The sequence below is a fragment of the Pseudomonas sp. RIT288 genome (assembly GCF_000631985.1).
In the GTDB taxonomy this organism is placed as follows: domain Bacteria; phylum Pseudomonadota; class Gammaproteobacteria; order Pseudomonadales; family Pseudomonadaceae; genus Aquipseudomonas.
The window spans coordinates 201899-219795 of the sequence record NZ_JFYN01000042.1 but is presented as its reverse complement, the minus strand read 5'-3'; the positions used below and the strand labels follow the sequence as shown (position 1 = coordinate 219795).

General features: G+C 61.4%; 17 protein-coding genes. 9 read left to right on the top strand and 8 right to left on the bottom strand.

Annotated elements, in window-relative coordinates; genetic code table 11:
* Window positions 1–75 precede the first annotated feature (75 nt).
* The 4 genes from BW33_RS24465 to BW33_RS24450 form a co-directional block, all read right to left on the bottom strand.
* Window positions 76–918 (bottom strand): NAD-dependent protein deacetylase, encoded by an 843-nt coding sequence (locus BW33_RS24465; protein WP_047601803.1) that lies wholly within the window; start codon window positions 916–918, stop codon window positions 76–78.
* Window positions 919–1071: 153 nt separating this feature from the next.
* Window positions 1072–2118: a class I SAM-dependent methyltransferase gene (locus BW33_RS24460; RefSeq protein WP_047601802.1), complete on the bottom strand. Its 1047-nt coding sequence runs from the start codon at window positions 2116–2118 to the stop codon at window positions 1072–1074.
* Window positions 2119–2315: 197 nt separating this feature from the next.
* Window positions 2316–3617: an ATP-binding protein gene (locus tag BW33_RS24455; RefSeq protein ID WP_047601801.1), complete on the bottom strand. Its 1302-nt coding sequence runs from the start codon at window positions 3615–3617 to the stop codon at window positions 2316–2318.
* Complete coding sequence (locus BW33_RS24450) at window positions 3614–4354, bottom strand: response regulator (protein ID WP_047601800.1); 741 nt, start codon at window positions 4352–4354, stop codon at window positions 3614–3616. The genes BW33_RS24455 and BW33_RS24450 overlap by 4 nt, the downstream gene beginning before the upstream one ends.
* A gap of 296 nt (window positions 4355–4650) precedes the next feature.
* Here BW33_RS24450 and BW33_RS24445 point away from each other — a divergent pair, with 296 nt between their 5' ends.
* From BW33_RS24445 to BW33_RS24430, 4 genes are all read left to right on the top strand, one after another.
* Window positions 4651–4914: a DUF2790 domain-containing protein gene (locus tag BW33_RS24445; protein WP_047601799.1), complete on the top strand. Its 264-nt coding sequence runs from the start codon at window positions 4651–4653 to the stop codon at window positions 4912–4914.
* A gap of 26 nt (window positions 4915–4940) precedes the next feature.
* Window positions 4941–6152 carry a cytochrome c biogenesis protein DipZ gene (locus BW33_RS24440; RefSeq protein WP_047601798.1) on the top strand — a complete coding sequence of 404 codons (1212 nt, stop codon included), beginning with the start codon at window positions 4941–4943 and terminating at the stop codon, window positions 6150–6152.
* A 249-nt stretch (window positions 6153–6401) separates the two neighbouring features.
* Window positions 6402–6674, top strand: a complete 273-nt coding sequence (locus tag BW33_RS24435) for a DUF4242 domain-containing protein (RefSeq protein WP_047601797.1) — start codon at window positions 6402–6404, stop codon at window positions 6672–6674.
* 30 nt (window positions 6675–6704) lie between these two features.
* Window positions 6705–7517 carry a class I SAM-dependent methyltransferase gene (locus BW33_RS24430; RefSeq protein ID WP_047601796.1) on the top strand — a complete coding sequence of 271 codons (813 nt, stop codon included), beginning with the start codon at window positions 6705–6707 and terminating at the stop codon, window positions 7515–7517.
* Between the two features lie 108 nt (window positions 7518–7625).
* On the opposite strand, the gene pcsA is transcribed toward BW33_RS24430, so the two are convergent.
* Window positions 7626–8348 carry a phosphatidylcholine synthase gene (gene pcsA / locus BW33_RS24425; protein ID WP_047601795.1) on the bottom strand — a complete coding sequence of 241 codons (723 nt, stop codon included), beginning with the start codon at window positions 8346–8348 and terminating at the stop codon, window positions 7626–7628.
* 250 nt (window positions 8349–8598) lie between these two features.
* On the opposite strand from pcsA, the gene BW33_RS24420 reads away from it, so the two are divergent.
* Window positions 8599–9363: a tellurite resistance TerB family protein gene (locus tag BW33_RS24420; RefSeq protein ID WP_047601794.1), complete on the top strand. Its 765-nt coding sequence runs from the start codon at window positions 8599–8601 to the stop codon at window positions 9361–9363.
* A 108-nt stretch (window positions 9364–9471) separates the two neighbouring features.
* Here the strand turns inward: BW33_RS24420 and BW33_RS24415 are convergent, their stop codons facing one another.
* Window positions 9472–9912, bottom strand: a complete 441-nt coding sequence (locus BW33_RS24415; protein WP_047601793.1) for an REP-associated tyrosine transposase — start codon at window positions 9910–9912, stop codon at window positions 9472–9474.
* A 395-nt stretch (window positions 9913–10307) separates the two neighbouring features.
* On the opposite strand from BW33_RS24415, the gene BW33_RS24410 reads away from it, so the two are divergent.
* From BW33_RS24410 to ligD, 3 genes are read left to right on the top strand one after another with little or no spacing between them, the layout of a single operon-like run.
* Complete coding sequence (locus BW33_RS24410; protein ID WP_047601791.1) at window positions 10308–11687, top strand: iron-containing redox enzyme family protein; 1380 nt, start codon at window positions 10308–10310, stop codon at window positions 11685–11687.
* A gap of 9 nt (window positions 11688–11696) precedes the next feature.
* Complete coding sequence (locus BW33_RS24405) at window positions 11697–12650, top strand: methyltransferase (RefSeq protein ID WP_047601789.1); 954 nt, start codon at window positions 11697–11699, stop codon at window positions 12648–12650.
* A gap of 17 nt (window positions 12651–12667) precedes the next feature.
* A complete protein-coding gene (gene ligD / locus BW33_RS24400; RefSeq protein ID WP_047601788.1) occupies window positions 12668–15268 on the top strand; it encodes a DNA ligase D in 2601 nt (866 codons plus the stop codon).
* Here the strand turns inward: ligD and BW33_RS24395 are convergent, their stop codons facing one another.
* On the bottom strand, window positions 15269–15691 hold the full coding sequence (locus BW33_RS24395) for a hypothetical protein (RefSeq protein ID WP_047601787.1): 423 nt from the start codon (window positions 15689–15691) through the stop codon (window positions 15269–15271).
* Window positions 15692–15759: 68 nt separating this feature from the next.
* On the bottom strand, window positions 15760–16074 hold the full coding sequence (locus tag BW33_RS24390) for a DUF2388 domain-containing protein (RefSeq protein ID WP_047601786.1): 315 nt from the start codon (window positions 16072–16074) through the stop codon (window positions 15760–15762).
* Between the two features lie 190 nt (window positions 16075–16264).
* Here BW33_RS24390 and BW33_RS24385 point away from each other — a divergent pair, with 190 nt between their 5' ends.
* A complete protein-coding gene (locus BW33_RS24385) occupies window positions 16265–17878 on the top strand; it encodes a methyl-accepting chemotaxis protein (protein ID WP_047601785.1) in 1614 nt (537 codons plus the stop codon).
* Window positions 17879–17897 lie beyond the last annotated feature (19 nt).

The following is a 17897-nucleotide window of genomic DNA, read 5'->3' as shown; positions in this document are numbered from 1 at the left end:
GCGATCTTCTGATCTTGCTTCTAAAAAAGTCAAAAGATCGCAGCCTGCGGCAGCTCCTACAGGGAGAGTGCGGGCTCAGGTGGTCAGACGTTGCACCAGCAACGGCAGCAGTTGTTCACATGACGCCTCGATCTTCAGATTCAGCAGATCATCGGCGCGGGTCTTGCCCAGATTGATCGCCAGCAACGGCTTGCCCCGATCGGCAATCACCCGGCACAGACGAAACGCCGAATACGCCATCAGCGACGAGCCCACCACCAGCAATCCCCCGGCATTTTCTGCCGCCGCCATGGCCCGCGCTGCTGTCGGCTGGGCCACGTTTTCACCGAAGAACACCACGTCCGGCTTCATCCGTTTACCATCGCAATACGGACATTGCGGAGTCTGAAAGCGCGCTTCGAAGGCCGGATCGAGCAGGGTATCACCGTCCGGCGCCTGCACCGCATCGACCCCGGCCAGATACGGATTCTGCTCGACCATCCGCTGCTGAATGTCGTCACGCGCACAGCGCTGGCCGCAATCCAGGCACAGCACCCGGTGCAGGCTGCCGTGCAATTCGATCACGTCCCGGCTGCCGGCCTGATCGTGCAGGGTGTCGACGTTCTGCGTGATCAAGGCGTTGATCAGTCCCCGGCGCTGCAACTCGGCCAGCGCCTGATGCGCCGCATTCGGCCGCGCCTGGCGCACCCGTGGCCAGCCGAGCATGGCCCGTGCCCAGTAACGGCGACGGGATTCCGGGGCGGCGAGAAATTCCTGATACATCATTGGCTGCCGGCCCCGCCGTACGCCCTCGCTGTCGCGGTAATCCGGGATGCCCGACGGCGTACTGATGCCCGCGCCGGTCAGCACCAGGAAATCGCCATCGGCCATGGCCTGGTGCAAAGTATCGAGGTGTTCGCGGGTCGGGTTGTCGAGCATGCTCAGCACTCCGGGGAGGACGATGCCCGCAGGTTAGCATTAACCGTGTGGCGAGGGAGCTTGCTCCCGCTGGACTGCGCAGCAGGCCTGATTTTTGCGGCGCCGGGCAATCCGACGGGAGCATGCTCCCTTGCCACTGGTGATAGCGGTGATCTATTTGCGCGCCTCCAGAATCAGATTGAACGGCGTCTGCGTCGCCCGGCGAAAATGCTTGAACCCGGCCTCGGTAAACACCTTGCGCAAGCGCACTTCACCGGCCTGCGCACCCAGCCCCAGGCCAACTTCCTGGGACAGCGAATTCGGCGTGCAGATAAAGGTCGAGGCCGCGTAGAACAAACGTCCGACCGGGTTGATGTTGTCGTCCAGCGCGTCGTTGGCAAATGGCTCGACCAGCAGCACCGTGCCGTCGTCCTTCAATGATTTGAACGCGTGCCGTGCGGCGCCGACCGGGTCGCCCATGTCGTGCAGGCAGTCGAAGTAGCAGATCAGGTCATAGTCGTCACCGGGGTAGCTTTTGGCGTTGTTCTGGAAGAATTCCGCCCGGCTGCTGACGCCGCCTTCTTCGGCGCGCTGGGTGGCGACGGTGATCGACGGCGCGTGATAATCGAAACCGACGAAGCGCGATTTGGGAAACGCCTGGGCCATGATCACCGTCGAGGCGCCGTGGCCGCAGCCGATGTCGGCGACTTTGGCGCCTTTTTCGAGTTTGGCGACCACGCCGTCCAGCGCCGGCAGCCATTCAGCGATCAAGTGACCTTTGTAGCCTGGGCGAAAGAAACGCTCGGTACCGCTGAACATGCACGGATGGTGATCACCCCAGGGCAGGGCGCCGTTGCCGCGCATGGCCTTGACCAGTTTGTCCTTGTCGTGGAAAAACGAGGCCACCACACCGAGTCCGCCGGCGACATACACCGGTGAGTCTTCCACGGCCAGTGCCAGTGCCTGCTCTTCCGGCAGGCGGAACAGGCCATCCTGATGCTCCATATAGCCGGATGCGACGTGGGCGCTGAGCCATTCGCGCACCAGACGCGGGTTGCAGGTGGTTTTTTCGGCGAGGGCTAGCGGGGTGATCGGCTGACTGTCGGCCATCGCCCGGTAAAGCCCGAGTTCTTCGCCAACGATGACGTTCGCCAGCATCGCGGCGCCGCCCATGTCGTTGACCAGTTTGCCCATGAATGCGTTGAGTCGTGTTTCGTCCATCGTGAGTGCTCCCGATACAGGATCACCGTCCGGTGGCAAAAGGTTGTCGAGGCTTGGGCCGCAGGGCGGTGGTCACAAAAGTGGGCAGGGCACAGCTGACGTCGTCCTGCATTCCCCCTCGACCGGGTAATGAATCAGTCTAGTCGGGCTGGGGCAAGATGCAGCGTTTGTGCTGCATGCAAATTCCAGTGTGGGGATCAGCGCAGTGGCAATTTCAGCTCCGCACACAGGCCTCCGCCCTCGCGGTTGCTCAGGGTCAGCGAGCCACCGAGGGCCATGGCCAGTTGCTGGGCGATCGCCAGGCCCAGGCCGGTGCCGCCGGTGCTGCGGTTGCGCGAGTTTTCCACCCGGTAGAACGGCTGTATGACCTGCTGCAATTCCGCCTCGGCAATGCCTGGCCCGCGATCGAGGATTTTGATGCAAAGACCGTCATCGGTGTCGACCTGCAACTGCGCGGCACCGGCGAATTTCAGCGCGTTGTCGGTCAGGTTGACCAGCACCCGGCGCAGGGCCTGGGGGCGGGTATCGATCACCGCGGCGCTCTTGCCGCTCAGCTGCACGTCCTTGCCCATGTCCTGGTAGTCGAACACCAGGCTGTCGAGGAAAGAATCGACGTCGGTGCGCCGGCTTTCCTCGGTCGAGCCGTGAATGCTGCGGGCATACGCCACGCCCTCGCGCACCAGATGCTCCATCTCGCCGAGGTCGTTGCACAGTTTGTCCTTCTCGACCGAATCGTCCATGAACTCTGCGCGCAGCTTCATGCGGGTGATCGGGGTTTGCAGGTCATGGGAAATCGCCGCCAGCAGTTGCATGCGCTCCTTCAGGTAGGCCGCGATGCGCGCCTGCATCGCGTTGAAGGCCCGTGCGGCGTAGGCCACTTCGGTCGGGCCTTGCTCGTCGAGCATTACCGGGTGCGCGTTGGGGTCGAGGGTTTCCACGGCGTTGGCGAGCCGGGCGAGTGGGCGGATCGCGATGCGCACCGCCAGCCAGGTGCAGGCGATCAGCAGCGTCAGTTGCCCGAGCAATACCCCCGGCAGCCACGGCGACAGGGGGGGCATGGCCGGACGCACATCGATGGTCACCGGGCTGCCGTCGCTGAGGCGCAAATGCCCCTGAAAATGTTTTTTCTCCTCGTGGAACCGGGTGAAGTTCAGCGGGTAGGCGTCACCGATCGCGGTGCTGATCGAAGTTACGGCCACTGGCACCTCGCCCGCATCCAGCGGTGCGCCGGGTTCACCGTCGCTCAGCAGATAATTGTAATTGGCCCGAGCCAGCCGGGTGAGCCAGGCGGGACGTTCCTCTGCGGGCAAGCGGTCAAGGATCGCAATCGACGTCGAGACGTCGTTTTGCAGGTTGTTGAGCATGGTGCTTCTGGCGCTTTGGTAGCGCTCGTAGTACTGCGCGCCAAACGACAGGGCCTGGGCCAGGATCAGCCCGACCAGAAAGATCAGCGACAACCGCGAAGCCAGGGTGCGCGGCCAATGCAGCTTGAGACTCATGCCGAGGCCCCGAGGATTTCCACCGGCAGCGAAAACACATAACCCTCGCTGCGCACGGTCTTGATGTAGGCCGGCTCACGTGCATCATCGAGCAGGCGCTGGCGCAAACGGCTGACCAGCAGATCAATCGAACGGTCGAACAGATCGGCCTCGCGGCCCTGCGTCAGGTTGAGCAATTGATCACGGCTGAGCACCCGCTGCGGATGATCGAGAAACACCCGCAGCAAACGGTATTCGGCACCACTGAGGGCCACCAGCGTGCCGTCCTTGTCCAGCAGATGCCGGGCCGAGGTGTCCAGTTGCCAACGGCCGAAGGCCAGCAGCCGGCCGCTTTCGGTGACCACCAGATTCGGCGGCAGCATCCGCGTGCGCCGCAGCACCGCGTTGATCCGCGCCAGCAACTCACGGGCGGCGAACGGCTTGGTCAGGTAATCGTCGGCGCCCATTTCCAGGCCGATGATGCGGTCGGTTTCATCGTTGCGCGCCGTGAGCATCAGCACCGGCGTGGCCTTGTGTTTGCCCACGCGCAATTCGCGGCACAACTGCAGGCCATCATCGCCGGGCATCATGATGTCGAGCACGATCAGATCGACGGTGTTGGCTTCGAGAAAGCTGCGCATCTGCCGGCCATCGGCGACCACTGTGGTGCGCAGGCCGTTCTTCTTCAGGTAATTGCCGACCAGCTCGCGGATCTCGCGGTCGTCGTCGACGATCAGAATGTGATCGACATGTTCCATCGGTGCAGAACCTCTATCAAAGGGCAATGCGATGCAGTCTATCGAGCCTGCGCCGGCTTGCCTGCCCGGGTTTGTATTGCAGTGTATCTGGCGCCGTGACGGATACATACACACGCAAAAGCGCGATTTTTTCAGGGTTTTGTATCGCTGTGTATCTCCGGGCGGCAGGGATACACAGCGATTGATTGCGGCCGTTTCCTGACACAGACGCGATACCTCACGCGCTTCAAATAGGCTCCATCGAGGCCTGCACAGCTTGCCTCGGCTCAACCCCTACAAGCCTTGAGGAAACTACCATGACGCACAAAACCTTTGTCGCCGCCTGCCTGTTCGCCGCCCTGAACATCTGCACCCTGTCGGCCCGGGCCGAAGCCGATGGCAGCCCGCACACCTACACCTATGGCACGCACCTGGACATCCAGAAAGTGCTGTCGATGACCGAGGACAACTCGGTGACCTGCGGCATTATCGATGCGCGCATGACGTACCTGGATTCGGCCGGAAAAACCCAGGTGCTGGATTACCGCAAATTCGCCGATGGCTGCAACAACGAGAATTGAGTGATCCTTTTTTCGGAGTGAAGCTTATGTACTTGATCGCATTTGTCGGCGGTCTGCTGACCGTCCTCAGCCCGTGCATCCTGCCGGTGGTGCCGTTCCTGTTTGCCGGTACCCAGCGCCAACGCTCGTCGATCCTGCTGATCCTGGTTGGCATGGCGCTGACTTTTGCGCTGGTTTCCAGCCTGGCGGTGGTCAGCAGCGAATGGGTGATTCAGGCCAGTAATACCGGGCGCCACGTCGCGTTGGGGGTGATGGCGTTGTTCGGCCTGTCGCTGATCTCGGCGCGGGTCGGCGACTGGCTGGCGCGACCGTTTGTATGGCTCGGCAATCGTCTCGACCCAGACACGCGCAAAAAGTCCGGGCCGCTCAGCTCGATCATGCTCGGCGTGGCTACAGGTTTGTTGTGGGCGCCGTGTGCGGGTCCGATCCTCGGGGTGATCCTTACCGGCGCCATGCTGCAAGGTGCCAGCGCGCAGACCAGCCTGCTGTTGCTGGCTTATGGCGCCGGCAGTGCATTGTCGCTGGGGACGTTGATTTTTGCCGGACGCGGACTGGTCAATCGGCTGAAGCCGTCGATTCCATTCACCGGTTGGCTGCGCCGTGGCGCCGGAGTAGCGGTGCTCGGTGCAGCGGCGCTGATTGCGACCGGCACCGACAAAACCCTGTTGGCCGGCACCTCGTCCGAAGGCCTTGCTGGCGTCGAGACCAGCGTGCTGCAGAACGTACCGAAGGTGCTCGATTACCTGGTCAGCAAAGTCCGCGCGGATTCGCCGATTGATACAGGCCAGGGCCGCATGCCGTCACTGTCCGGAGCGGTGCAGTGGCTCAATTCTCCCGCGTTGAGCGCTGAGGATCTGCGCGGCAAAGTGGTGCTGGTGGATTTCTGGACTTACGACTGCATCAACTGCCAGCACACCCTGCCGTACGTCAAAGAGTGGGAGAAAAAATACGCCAAAGACGGTTTGCTGGTGATCGGCGTGCACACCCCGGAATATGGCTACGAACGGATCATCGAAAACGTCAGGGAGCAGGTGCAGAAGCTCGGCATCACTTACCCGGTGGCGATCGACAACAACTATGCGATCTGGCGCAATTTCGACAATCAGTACTGGCCGGCGCATTACCTGATCGATGCCAAAGGGCAGGTGCGCTACAGCCATTTCGGCGAGGGCGGCTACCAGACGCAGGAGCAGATGATCCGCCAGTTGCTGGAGGAGGCCAAGGCACCGGCCGCGTAAGTGTCAAAACTCGTCAATGGCTCACAGGTCGCGAATCAGGAGCCATTGTTGGTTAGATCCGATTGCCCCGTGCCATGGCGATCCCGAGAGTGTTTCGAGGCCTTTACAAAAAACCGCCACTCATCGGCCCGGCCGCTGTTTTTACGGCTCTTCGGACGATTGGCAGGGACGCCATCGACCCTCGGCGCGATAGTGCAGAAGCAGGGCCACTGCCGACCCTGTCGCTGATAAAAAGAATGCGAGGTTGCCATGCCGAAATTCGTGATTGAACGCGAGATTCCAGGGGCCGGAAAGCTGTCGGAGCAAGAACTCAAAACCGTGTCGCAAACCTCCTGCCAAGTGTTGCGTGAACTCGGACCGCAGGTGCAGTGGCTGCAGAGTTACGTCACGGCCGACAAAATCTATTGCGTCTACATCGCCCCTGACGAAGAACAGGTGCGCGAGCACGCCAGGCTGGGCGGATTCCCGGCCAACAGCGTGGCGCGGGTGATGACGGTCATCGACCCGACCACGGCTGAATGAAGTCCTTCAACCTGCTGCGGAGCGCGATTGATGAGTACTCCCATTGATCTGACGGGTCTGAAAGAGCGCCAGAAAGTCGCCTGGGCCAGCGGCGATTACGCGGTGATCGGTACCACCTTGCAGATCGTCGGCGAAAACCTCGCCGAGGCCTGCGACCTGCACTGCGATGAAGAGGTACTGGATGTCGCCGCCGGCAATGGCAACGCCACTCTGGCGGCAGCGCGACGTGGTTGTCAGGTGACCTCGACCGACTATGTGGCGGCGCTGCTGGAGCGGGGACAGGATCGGGCACGGGCCGAGCATCTGGATGTGATTTTTCAGGTCGCCGATGCCGAAGCGTTGCCATTTCCCGACGAGAGTTATGACGCGGTGCTGTCGACCTTCGGCGTGATGTTTGCCCCGGATCAGGCGACTGCGGCGGCGGAACTGGCGCGGGTCTGCCGAAGGGGCGGGCGCATCGGTCTGGCGAACTGGACGCCGGAAGGTTTCGTCGGCCAGATGTTCAAGGTTCTCGGTCGCCACGTCCCACCCCCCGCCGTGGCCCAGCCGCCGTCCAATTGGGGCACGGAAGCGTGGTTGCACAGCCATTTCGATGAGCGCGAATTTCTGCTGCAGGTGACCCGCCGCACGTTCAAATTCCGCTATCGCTCGCCGGCGCATTTCATCGACATTTTTCGCCACTGGTACGGGCCGGTGCACAAGGCCTTTGCGGCATTGCCACCGGAAGGCGGGCAGGCGCTGGAGAGTGATCTGGCGGATCTGCTGACCCGCTCGAACCGGGTGGGAGAGAAGTCGCTGGTGGTGCCGAGCGAGTATCTGGAGGTGGTCATCACCAAGCGCTGAAAGATCAATTAAAACCCCTGTAGGAGCTGCCGCAGGCTGCGATCTTTTGATTTTGGTTTAACAACAAGATCGCAGCCTGCGGCAGCTCCTACAGGGTATAGGGTGGATTTACTTCAGAGGCGGCCGCTCAAACCACTCCAGCGCCGTGCGCCAGATGCAGATCCCCAGGAAGTACGCCGACGCCAGCAGCCACAAACCCATCACCAGCGGATTGATCACCGGGTGATTGAGCACCAGCGACAGGCTGCACAGCAGCCAGATTGCCGTCACCGCGATGTTGATCGGCATGAACCGGCGTACGCGGAACGGGTGCAGGAATTTCATGCGGGTCACGGTCAGCAGCGCCAGACCGATGACGGTCAGAAAGGTGATCCACGGCCCCGGATTGATGATGTACAGGCACAGGGCAACCACGTTCCACGCGGCGGGGAAGCCGACGAAATAGTTGTCCTTGCTCTTCATGTTGACGTTGCAGAAGCAGAACAGCGATGACACCAGAATCAGCGACACGCTCAGCAGCAAGGTGTAGTCGGGCAGGGGAATGTAGCGATAGATGAACAGGGCCGGAATGAACACGTAGGTCAGGTAATCGATCACCAGATCGAGGATCGAGCCGTCGAAACTTGGCAGTACCGACTGCACATTGACCTTTCGCGCGAGCGCTCCGTCGAGACCGTCAACGATCAATGCCACGCCCAGCCACATCAGGCAATGGGTCGGCTGGTTCTCCAGCAGGGCGAGGGTCGCCAGAAAGGCGGTGACCACGCCGGTCGCGGTGAAACCATGGGCGCCCCATGCTTTGAGCCTGGCGATGTGTACGGTCGATATCACAGGGGCGTTCTCCAGATATATGAAGCATGCCGGGTATCACCCTCGGGTAAAGGGCGCCGGCAAACCGGGTCGGGGTTGCAGCTATCGACCGGTTTGGCCGGGATAAGGTTCACCACCTTTGAATCTTAGCTGCCCGCACAAAAAATACCTCGGCGAAATCTGCCAGCGTCAGCCAAACGGTGCTGGCGCGCCGGCGCCGGCGGTCTATTGTTGCCTGACGCATTTATTGCCAACGCCTGAGGACGAGATCATGAACACCAGTGATTTGCTTGAACAACTGCTACGGGGCCAAGCCTCGGCGGGACAACAAAGTGGCGCCTCGGCCGGCGGTGGGCTGGGCGGATTGGGCGGCTTGCTCGGCGGTTTGTTGGGTGGCGGTGCAGGCCCCGGCGGTAGTGCGGCGCAGTCCGGAGGGCTGGGCGGTTTGGGCGGTTTGCTCGGTGGCCTGCTCGGCGGCGGTAGCGGTGGTGGCCTGGGCGGCGCACTTGGCGGAGCACTCGGTGGCGGTACGCAAAACCGTTCCGGCGGCACCAATTATGCGGCGCTGGCCTCGCTGGGGATGATGGCGTTCCAGGCGTATCAGGCCTGGCAACGCAGTCAGGCCTCGGCGGCGCCACAACAGATCCCGCAAACGGCGAATCTGCTGGCCGGGCCCGAAGTCGAGGAACACAGTCATGCCGTACTGCGGGCGCTGATCGCGGCGGCCAAGGCTGACGGTGAGATCGATGCCCGGGAACAACAGATAATCAAGGGTGAAATCAGCAAGCACACCGACGATCCGCAATTGCAGCAGTGGTTTGAAAGCGAAGTCGCCAAACCGCTGGACGCCAACGAAGTCGCCACGGCTGCCAACGACGACCCGGCCATGGCCGCCGAAATGTACCTGGTCAGCGTGATCCTGGTTGACGACCAACAGAACGCCGAACGCAACTACCTGGATGAACTGGCTGCCGCGCTGCAGATCGACCCGCAGTTGCAGGTGCATCTGGAGCAGCAGGCCAAGAGTACGGCTTAACACAAAGTCAAAAGATCGCAGCCTGCGGCAGCTCCTACATTGGAATTCGTTTCTCTGTAGGAGCTGCCGCAGGCTGCGATCTTTTGATCTTCAGAGCCACACAGCATCCTACAACGGGTAATCACCCAAGCGCTGCACAAGACCTGCCCGCAATGGATTCATGACAATGTAGCGGGCAGCGGCTTTAAGATCTTCATCGCGACGCAAGGCGCGGTCGTAATAGCCGCGTTGCCACAGGCCTCCCTGGCTGCCAGACATCAGATTTACCGACCGACAACTACGCGATTTGACGCGGCACATCAGCTGCGCCAAGGAGCCTCGTTTCAGGTCTACCAACCAATGCAGGTGATCCGGCATGACCACCCAAGCCGAAGACGCGACCAATCCTGCGTCATCTGTCGCGCGCATCTGTTCAACCAACAGTCGTCCGATTCTCCAGTCGGTAAAAACCGGCCGACGCTCCTTAACCACCGCCGTCAGCAAATAAACCCGCCCAACCTCCGAATAGCGTCCCTTGCGTAAACCGCAGGCTTTTGCAGCTTCAGGCATTCCATTGCCCCCCGTAACCATCGTCCTTGAACACTAGCGCTCCCAACACAATCCGCTCGGCCAAGCCATTACACGATGTAAATGTAGGAGCTGCCGAAGGCTGCGATCTTTTGATTTTTGAAGATCAAAAGATCGCAGCCTTCGGCAGCTCCTACAGTGACCAAATGACCAAATGACCAAATGACCAAATGACCAAATGACCAAATGACCAAATGACCAAGTGATCAATCAAGTGATCAAGTGGGCAAGTGATCAAGTGAAAGAGAATTGGCACTGATCAGGCCGTCCGTCAGGGCGATTTTGATGTCGATTGAATTTTTCTCCATAGCGGTTGCTCTGCTGATGTAGAGGCGTGAAACAACGCCCTGACCGGCCAACCGAGCGAGAACACTGACATGACTGCCCTGACCCCTCTGCATGCGCCGAGCGCGCAGCAACAGCCCATCACTGCCGGCGGCGATCTGCGGCGTATTTATGAGGCACTGCTGCTCGAGGATGCGCCTGAAAATCTCGCCCAGGATTTTCTCGCCGAGCAGTTGCAGCGCGCCGCGCTGCTATCCGAGGAGCTGCCGCAGGATCCGTCTGCCTGGCAGGACTGGGTCGCCCGACATTGCACCGACGTTGCCCGGCAATACGCCGACTACCTGCAACAGCGCAAGGCTGGCGGGCCGCGCCAGTTCTTCAGCAACAAAGCCCATGCGCTGTATTTTTTGCAGGCCGTGGCACCGACCAAACTGGTCGATGGCGCGTGGTTGTACGGTTTGTTGCCGCAGTGGCGCGACCCGCGTTTCGACGGGTTGTTGTGTACCTATCTGGAAGAACTCGGCGACGGCAATCCGGCGCAAAACCATGTGGTGATCTACCGCAAACTGCTTGCTGAGCACGGTTTGCAGGACGCCAGCGCGATGGCCGATGAACGCTACCTGCAAGGCGCGCTGCAACTGGCACTCGGCGCCTGTGGCGAAAGCTTGCTGCCGGAGGTGATCGGCTACAACCTTGGCTACGAACAACTGCCGCTGCACTTGCTGATCAGTGCCTATGAACTCAGTGAGCTGGGCATCGATCCGTACTACTTCACCCTGCATGTGACCATCGATAACGCCAGCACCGGCCATGCGCAAAAAGCCGTGCAGTCGGTGCTCGACCTGCTGCCGCTGGAAGCCGATCGTGACGAATTTCTGCGCCGGGTGTCGCTGGGTTATCGACTCAACGACCTGGGGCAGGGCAGCCGCGCGATCATCGAGGGTTTCGATCTGGAGCACGAAGTGCTGGCGATGCTTGAGCGCAAACGCCCGTTCGGTCAGCACATGCATTCCGACTACTGCCGCTTCGAAGGCAAAACCGTCAATCAGTGGCTGGCCAGCCCCGAGCAACTGCCCGGTTTCCTCCAGGCAATGCAGGACAAGGGCTGGATCAAACGCAACGAAGACCCACAGGCCAGCCGTTTCTGGCAGTTGATCGACGGCGACGGTGCGGCGATGTTCGGCGTGTTCAGTCCGTATGAAAAGCAGCTGCTGCACGACTGGATTGCTGGCGACTGGACGCCGTCGGAGAAAAATCCGGCGCCAAGACGCAGCCGTCAGGTCGCCACCCCGGAAGCCGCCGTGCCCGAACACGACCCCGATGTGCAGCGCCTTATGTCTGCGCTGCAAGGTCAGGACGGACATGCGCAAATGGCCACGCTGATCCCTTGGTTGTCACCGGCCCGGCATGCCCACCCGGCGGGGTTGCTGGCGACACGTCGCTTCATCGAACTCAAATCCAGTCTGCGCTAAGGAAATCCCATGAATCAGGAAGAACAACTGTCCGCCAACGACCTCACGCTGCTGCAACTCGGCCGGCGCTTGCAGGCCGACGGTTACCGTTTCATCACGCCGACGCCCTTGACCCATCAGCGGGTCAACCAGCGTGACGAAGGGCAGGTCGCCGATACCCTGCGCGACGTCTTCGGCTGGTCGCGCCCGTTCGAACCGGGGCTGTTGTCCGCTGACGAACAGCGGCAATTGCAGGAGGCTCAAGTGATAGATGTTTACGACGGCCGCTTGAAAAGCCGGGTGCGCTGGTCGAGCCTGGATGACTTGTTGTTCGTGCATTCAGGCTTTCCCACCGATGCCGCCGACTCGGTGTTTTTCGGCCCGGACACTTACCGTTTCGCGCAGCTGATTCACGCGCATCTGCAACAGAGCTTCGCGCCGATTCAGCGTGCGGTGGACATCGGCTGCGGCGCTGGCGTCGGCGCAATCCTGATTGCCCGCGCACGCCGGGAAGCCGAGGTGCTGGCGGTGGACATCAATCCCGCCGCGCTGCGCCTGACCGCGATCAATGCGGCATTGGCCGAAGTCGCCAATGTCGAGGTGCAGACCAGTGATGTACTGCAGGGCACCGAAGGCAACTTCGACCTGATTGTCGCCAACCCGCCGTACATGGCCGATCCAGCCGGTCGCGCCTATCGGCATGGCGGTGGCTCGCTCGGCGCCGGATTGTCGCTGCGCATCGTCGAGCAGGCGCTCAATCGGCTGGCTCCCGGTGGCTCGTTGCTGCTGTACACCGGCGTGGCCATGGTCGATGGCCGCGATCCGTTTTTCGACACCGTGGTGCCACGCCTGGATTCGACGCGATTCGGCTGGACCTATCGCGAACTCGATCCCGACGTGTTCGGTGAAGAATTGTTGAACCCCGGTTACCAGCGCGTGGACCGGATCGCCGTGGTCGCGCTGACCGTGACCCGCATTGGCTGACACAAGGCAGGTGCGCCATGAACAGGAACCTCGACGACTACAACCGCATGCGCGATTTCTCGGCGACCTCGGAGCCCGCCGCCGTCAAGCGCCGTGGCCGCAGCAAGGCCACTGAACATGCGCTGCAGTTTTGCATCCAGAAGCACGACGCTTCGCACCTGCATTATGACTTTCGCCTCGAACTCGAGGGGGCGCTGAAGAGCTGGGCGGTGCCCAAGGGGCCGTCCCTCGACCCCAAGGTCAAGCGTCTGGCGGTGCACGTCGAAGACCATCCGCTGGATTACGCGACGTTCGAGGGCAGCATTCCAGAAGGGCATTACGGCGCGGGCGATGTGATCGTCTGGGACCGTGGCGTGTGGATCCCGCTGGAGGATCCGGCCAAGGCTTACACCAAGGGCAAGCTCAAGTTCGAACTGCAGGGAGAGAAGCTGTCGGGGATCTGGAATCTGGTGCGCACGCACATGCCGGGCAAGAAGGAAAACTGGTTTCTGATCAAACATCAGGACAGCGCTGCGCGGCCGCAAGACGATTACGATGTGCTCAGTGCGGAGCCGGACAGCGTGCTCAGCGAACGCACCCTGATCAGTAAACCCAAGCTCGCCGCCGAGCAAGCCAAGCCGGTGAAAAAGGCCCCGGCCAAACCGCGCAAAGCGGCGTCCGGGACGCTCACTGGGGCGCGCAAGGCCAAACTGCCGGCGCAACTCAAGCCGGAACTGGCGACCCTGGTCGACAGCGCACCCGAAGGACAGTGGAGTTACGAGATCAAGTTCGACGGTTACCGGATCATGGCGCGAATCGATCACGATCAGGTGCAACTGTTCACCCGCAATGGCCACGACTGGACGCATAAACTGCCGCAACAGGCGCAAGCACTGGCCGAGTTGGGGCTGGAATCGGCATGGCTGGACGGCGAAGTGGTGGTCACCAACGAACACGGTGTGCCGGACTTTCAGGCGCTGCAAAACGCCTTCGAAGCCGGGCGCAGCGCCAGCATCATGTACTACCTGTTCGACATGCCCTATCTCAACGGCGTCGACCTGCGCGAGGTGCCGGTCGAGGAGCGCCGCGCCGCGCTGTCCACGGTGCTCGGTGGGCATGAGCAGCCGTTGCTGCGCTTCTCCGAAGCTTTCGACGAAACTGCGGACGCACTGCTCAACAGCGCCTGTCAGATGCAGATGGAAGGGCTGATCGGCAAACGTCTCGGCTCGCCGTATGTGTCGCGGCGCAGCAGCGACTGGATCAAGCTCAAGTGCAAGCATCGTCAGGAGTTCGTGGTCGTCGGCTATACCGATCCGAAAGGCGCACGCAGTGCCTTCGGTGCTTTGCTGCTGGGCCTGCATGATCGCGACAGCGGCGAGTTGCGCTATGCCGGCAAGGTCGGCACCGGGTTCAACGAGACCACGTTGAAAAGCATCCTCGCCCAGCTAAAGCCGTTGCAGGTGAAAAAGGCTGCCGTGGTCAACCCGCCAAGCGGCTTCGACGCCAAAGGCGTGCACTGGCTCAAACCCAGTCTGTTGGCGGAAGTGGCGTTCGCCGAAATGACCAAGGACGGCTCGGTACGCCACGCTGTGTTCCATGGTCTGCGCAATGACAAGCCGGCCAAGTCGATTACCGAGGAGCGCGCGAAACCTGTGAAGACTTCAGCGAAAGCCACCCCGTCGAAAAAAGCTGCTCCTTCGAAGAAAACTGCCGCGTCGAAGAAAGCCGAAGCGGCGCCATCACAGCTTGGCCTGGCCAGCGGCAAAGTGCGCATAACCCACCCGGATCGGGTGATCGATGCGGTCAGCGGCACCACCAAGATGCAATTGGCCGAGTATTACGCCAGCGTCGCCGAGTGGATTCTGCCGCAGCTCAAGGATCGTCCGGTCGCACTGGTGCGGGCGCCGGATGGCATTGCCGGCGAGCTGTTCTTTCAGAAAAACGCCGAGCACCTGGCGATTCCCGGCATTACCACACTGGACAAGGAGGTCACCGGGCAGCCGGTGATGTTGATCAACAATGCCGAAGCCTTGATCGGTGCGGTGCAGATGAGCACGGTTGAATTGCACACCTGGAACGCCACCACCGTCGATCTGGACAAGCCTGATCGCTTCGTCCTCGATCTCGACCCTGACCCTGCGCTGCCGTGGAAAAGCATGGTCGAAGCCACGGCGCTGACCCTGACCGTACTGGACGAACTGGGGCTCAAGGCGTTTCTCAAGACCAGCGGCGGCAAGGGCATTCACCTGGTGGTGCCGTTGACCCGCAAACATGGCTGGGATGAGGTCAAGGACTTCAGCCACGCGATCGTCAGCCATATGGCCAAGCTGTTGCCAGAACGGTTTTCTGCGGTGTCCGGGCCGAAAAATCGTGTCGGGCGGATCTTCATCGATTACCTGCGCAACGGTCTGGGCGCCACCACCATTTGTGCCTACGCCGCGCGTACCCGAGAGGGACTGCCGGTGTCGGTACCGCTGTTTCGCGAAGAGGTGGCCGAGATCAAGGGCGGCAATCAGTGGAACATCAGCAATGTCCATGAGCGTCTGAACGAGGTCGGTGACGAGCCGTGGGCCGACCTGAAGAAAACCCGCCAAAGCATCACCGCAGAGATGCGCAAGCGGGTCGGGATGAAACGCTGATCAAGTGTCGCGCAGCAAGTCGTGGGCGTTGAGCAGTTCGAAGGCGATTTCGGGGTGGTTGTTCAGGCCCCGGCGAATGGCGGCCGGGATTGATTTGCGGGTTTTGCGGCACAGTCCAGGCAGTGCCTCGATCTGAATCTCGATGCCGAGCATGCTGCGCACCTCATGAAACCCCGGAGCGACTTCCACGCGCAGGCCCAACTGCTCGTGCATGCGCTGCTGCAGATGCCGCAAGTCCGCCAGGTCTTTGAGTTGTTCCAGGCGTGCCAGGAGGATTTTTTCCTGTTCGCGGGTCAGGCGCAGGATGCGCAGATCCGTGCCGGGCGTTTCCAGCAACGCGTCGCGCCCGCAATCGCAGGCGCCGGGCGGGCAGGGTGAGCGCAAGGGAGCAGGCGGCGCAAGAGTCGTCATGGCCTCCATCATAGAGGCCGTCGGACAGTTTTGCCTATGCGCCTTCAGCTGCCGTCCATCGGCCGCTGCGTCCCTGGCAACTACTGATTCAGGCCTTCGTAATGCACCAGAATCGCGTTGGCGAGATCTTCATCGTTGGCATTGAGGCCGGGGTTGTCTTGCCGGACCTGTTGCAGTACCGACTCAAGATAAACCCCACGGATGGCCCCGCCACTGGCGACGAAAGCTGACAGGTCATCGCGCGCCGGGATCACCATTTTGTGATCCTTGAAAGTCGAGTACAGCGACGCGGAAACGCCCGCCGAGGTGGCGACATCGCCGGCGTCGACACGGGCCAGAGCCGAGCCGACAGGGAGGCACAGCAGGAGAGAAGAAAGGAGCACTAACTTGCGCATGACGATGTTCCTCCACAAGCGTGAAGCAAAAAGGAAGGCCTACATAATCTCAGAGGTGCGACCTTTGCCGGAGTTCCGTTCGAACACGCCGATACTTGCTGAAACGCTGTGAAGCGGCACATCTGCACAAATAAGCTTAACTGAAATCCTGAAAGGCGCATTCCGGCGCGCCTCAGGGGAGGAATCCACCGTGTCGATCAAATTGCGTTTGCTGCTGCTGATTGCAACCAGCCTGCTGACGGCGCTGATCGTGAGTCTGGTCAGCTATGTCGGTAATACACGGATGTCCGCTGCGGTGAGCGACGACGCGGTGAGCATGACCGCGCTGCGAAATCACATGGAAGCGGACATGATGCACGATGCGCTGCGGGCCGACGTGTACTCGGCGATGCTGGTCGGCCTGGGCAAAAGCACCGGCACGGCCGCTGAAGTGCGGGACTCGATCAACGAACACGCGACGCATTTTCGCCAAGTGCTGGATGAAAACCTCAAATTGCCGGTCAACCCCACGATCAGGGCCGCGCTGGAGCACATAAAACCCAACCTGGACACCTACATCGAGGCGGCCGAGCGCATAGTCGGCCTGGCACTGGACAACCCGGACAGCGCGCAACGGGAGCTGGGCACGTTCAACAGCGCCTTCAGTCAGCTTGAAGAGCAGATGGCGGCCCTCAGCGAACTGATCGAAAGCAACACCCGTGAGACCAGCCAGGCCACCGAAAGCGCCATTCACAACGCTAACATCGCGCTCGGTGTGGTGCTGTTCGCCAGTCTGTTGCTGTTGTTGGCGCAAGGGCGCTGGGTGACCCGCAGCGTCATGGGGCCGCTGAAGTCCGCCAACCAGATCGCTCAGAGCATCGCCCACGGCAACCTCAGCGAGCCGATCAGCGAGCCGACCGGCAAGGACGAGGCCAGCACGCTGATCCGCAGTCTGGCGACCATGCAGCGCGACCTGCGCAACATGATCGACGTCGTGCGGCGCAATGCCCATGGGGTCAGCGGCATGAGCGAGCAGTTGAGCCACGGTTGCCATCAGGTTGCCGACAGCAGTCAGCAGCAAAGTGCCGCCGCCGGCACCATGGCCGCCGCCGCGAGCCAGATGACCGCCAGTATCGAGGAAATCACTCGTCATGCCGAACGCGCGCTGGGCATGGCCAATCAGGCCGAGTCGCTGGCCAAGAGCGGCGGGCAGGTGATCCATCAGGTGGTCAGCGACATGGACGACATCGCCCGCTCGGCACAACAGTCGGCGCAGGTCATCCGTACGCTGGATCAGGAATCCGAAGGCATCTTCAACATCATTCAGGTGATCAAGAGCATCGCCGATCAGACCAACCTGCTGGCGCTCAACGCGGCCATCGAAGCGGCGCGGGCCGGCGAGCAGGGCCGGGGTTTTGCCGTGGTTGCCGATGAAGTGCGCAGCCTGGCGGCACGCACCAGCGCCTCAACCCAGGAAATCGCCGCGATGGTCGCACGCATCCAGCACAGTACCCGCGAAGCGGTCAGCAGCATGGAGGCCGGCGTGGCCCAGGTCGACAAGGGCATGGCGGTCACGGCTGAAGTCGAGCGGGCGATTCGCGAAATCCTTGACGCCACCCTCAGCACCACGCAACTGGTCAATGACATCACCCGCACCATCGGCGAGCAGAGTCATGCCAGCAACGAAATCGCCCATCAGGTCGAAATGATCGCCGGAATGTCCGAGGGCAACAGCAAAGTGATCGGGCAGACGGCCAATACTACCGATGAGCTGTCGAGTCTGGCGGGGGCGTTGGCGTTGTCGGTGGATCGGTTTCGGTTGTGATATTTAAACGTAGTGGAAA

Bases quoted from the DNA above. Each gene is read 5' to 3' on its own strand.
- BW33_RS24465 (WP_047601803.1), bottom strand. From the start codon at position 918: ATGCTCGACAACCCGACCCGCGAACACCTCGATACTTTGCACCAGGCC.
- BW33_RS24460 (WP_047601802.1), bottom strand. From the start codon at position 2,118: ATGGACGAAACACGACTCAACGCATTCATGGGCAAACTGGTCAACGAC.
- BW33_RS24455 (WP_047601801.1), bottom strand. From the start codon at position 3,617: ATGAGTCTCAAGCTGCATTGGCCGCGCACCCTGGCTTCGCGGTTGTCG.
- BW33_RS24450 (WP_047601800.1), bottom strand. From the start codon at position 4,354: ATGGAACATGTCGATCACATTCTGATCGTCGACGACGACCGCGAGATC.
- BW33_RS24445 (WP_047601799.1), top strand. From the start codon at position 4,651: ATGACGCACAAAACCTTTGTCGCCGCCTGCCTGTTCGCCGCCCTGAAC.
- BW33_RS24440 (WP_047601798.1), top strand. From the start codon at position 4,941: ATGTACTTGATCGCATTTGTCGGCGGTCTGCTGACCGTCCTCAGCCCG.
- BW33_RS24435 (WP_047601797.1), top strand. From the start codon at position 6,402: ATGCCGAAATTCGTGATTGAACGCGAGATTCCAGGGGCCGGAAAGCTG.
- BW33_RS24430 (WP_047601796.1), top strand. From the start codon at position 6,705: ATGAGTACTCCCATTGATCTGACGGGTCTGAAAGAGCGCCAGAAAGTC.
- BW33_RS24420 (WP_047601794.1), top strand. From the start codon at position 8,599: ATGAACACCAGTGATTTGCTTGAACAACTGCTACGGGGCCAAGCCTCG.
- BW33_RS24415 (WP_047601793.1), bottom strand. From the start codon at position 9,912: ATGCCTGAAGCTGCAAAAGCCTGCGGTTTACGCAAGGGACGCTATTCG.
- BW33_RS24410 (WP_047601791.1), top strand. From the start codon at position 10,308: ATGACTGCCCTGACCCCTCTGCATGCGCCGAGCGCGCAGCAACAGCCC.
- BW33_RS24405 (WP_047601789.1), top strand. From the start codon at position 11,697: ATGAATCAGGAAGAACAACTGTCCGCCAACGACCTCACGCTGCTGCAA.
- ligD (WP_047601788.1), top strand. From the start codon at position 12,668: ATGAACAGGAACCTCGACGACTACAACCGCATGCGCGATTTCTCGGCG.
- BW33_RS24395 (WP_047601787.1), bottom strand. From the start codon at position 15,691: ATGATGGAGGCCATGACGACTCTTGCGCCGCCTGCTCCCTTGCGCTCA.
- BW33_RS24390 (WP_047601786.1), bottom strand. From the start codon at position 16,074: ATGCGCAAGTTAGTGCTCCTTTCTTCTCTCCTGCTGTGCCTCCCTGTC.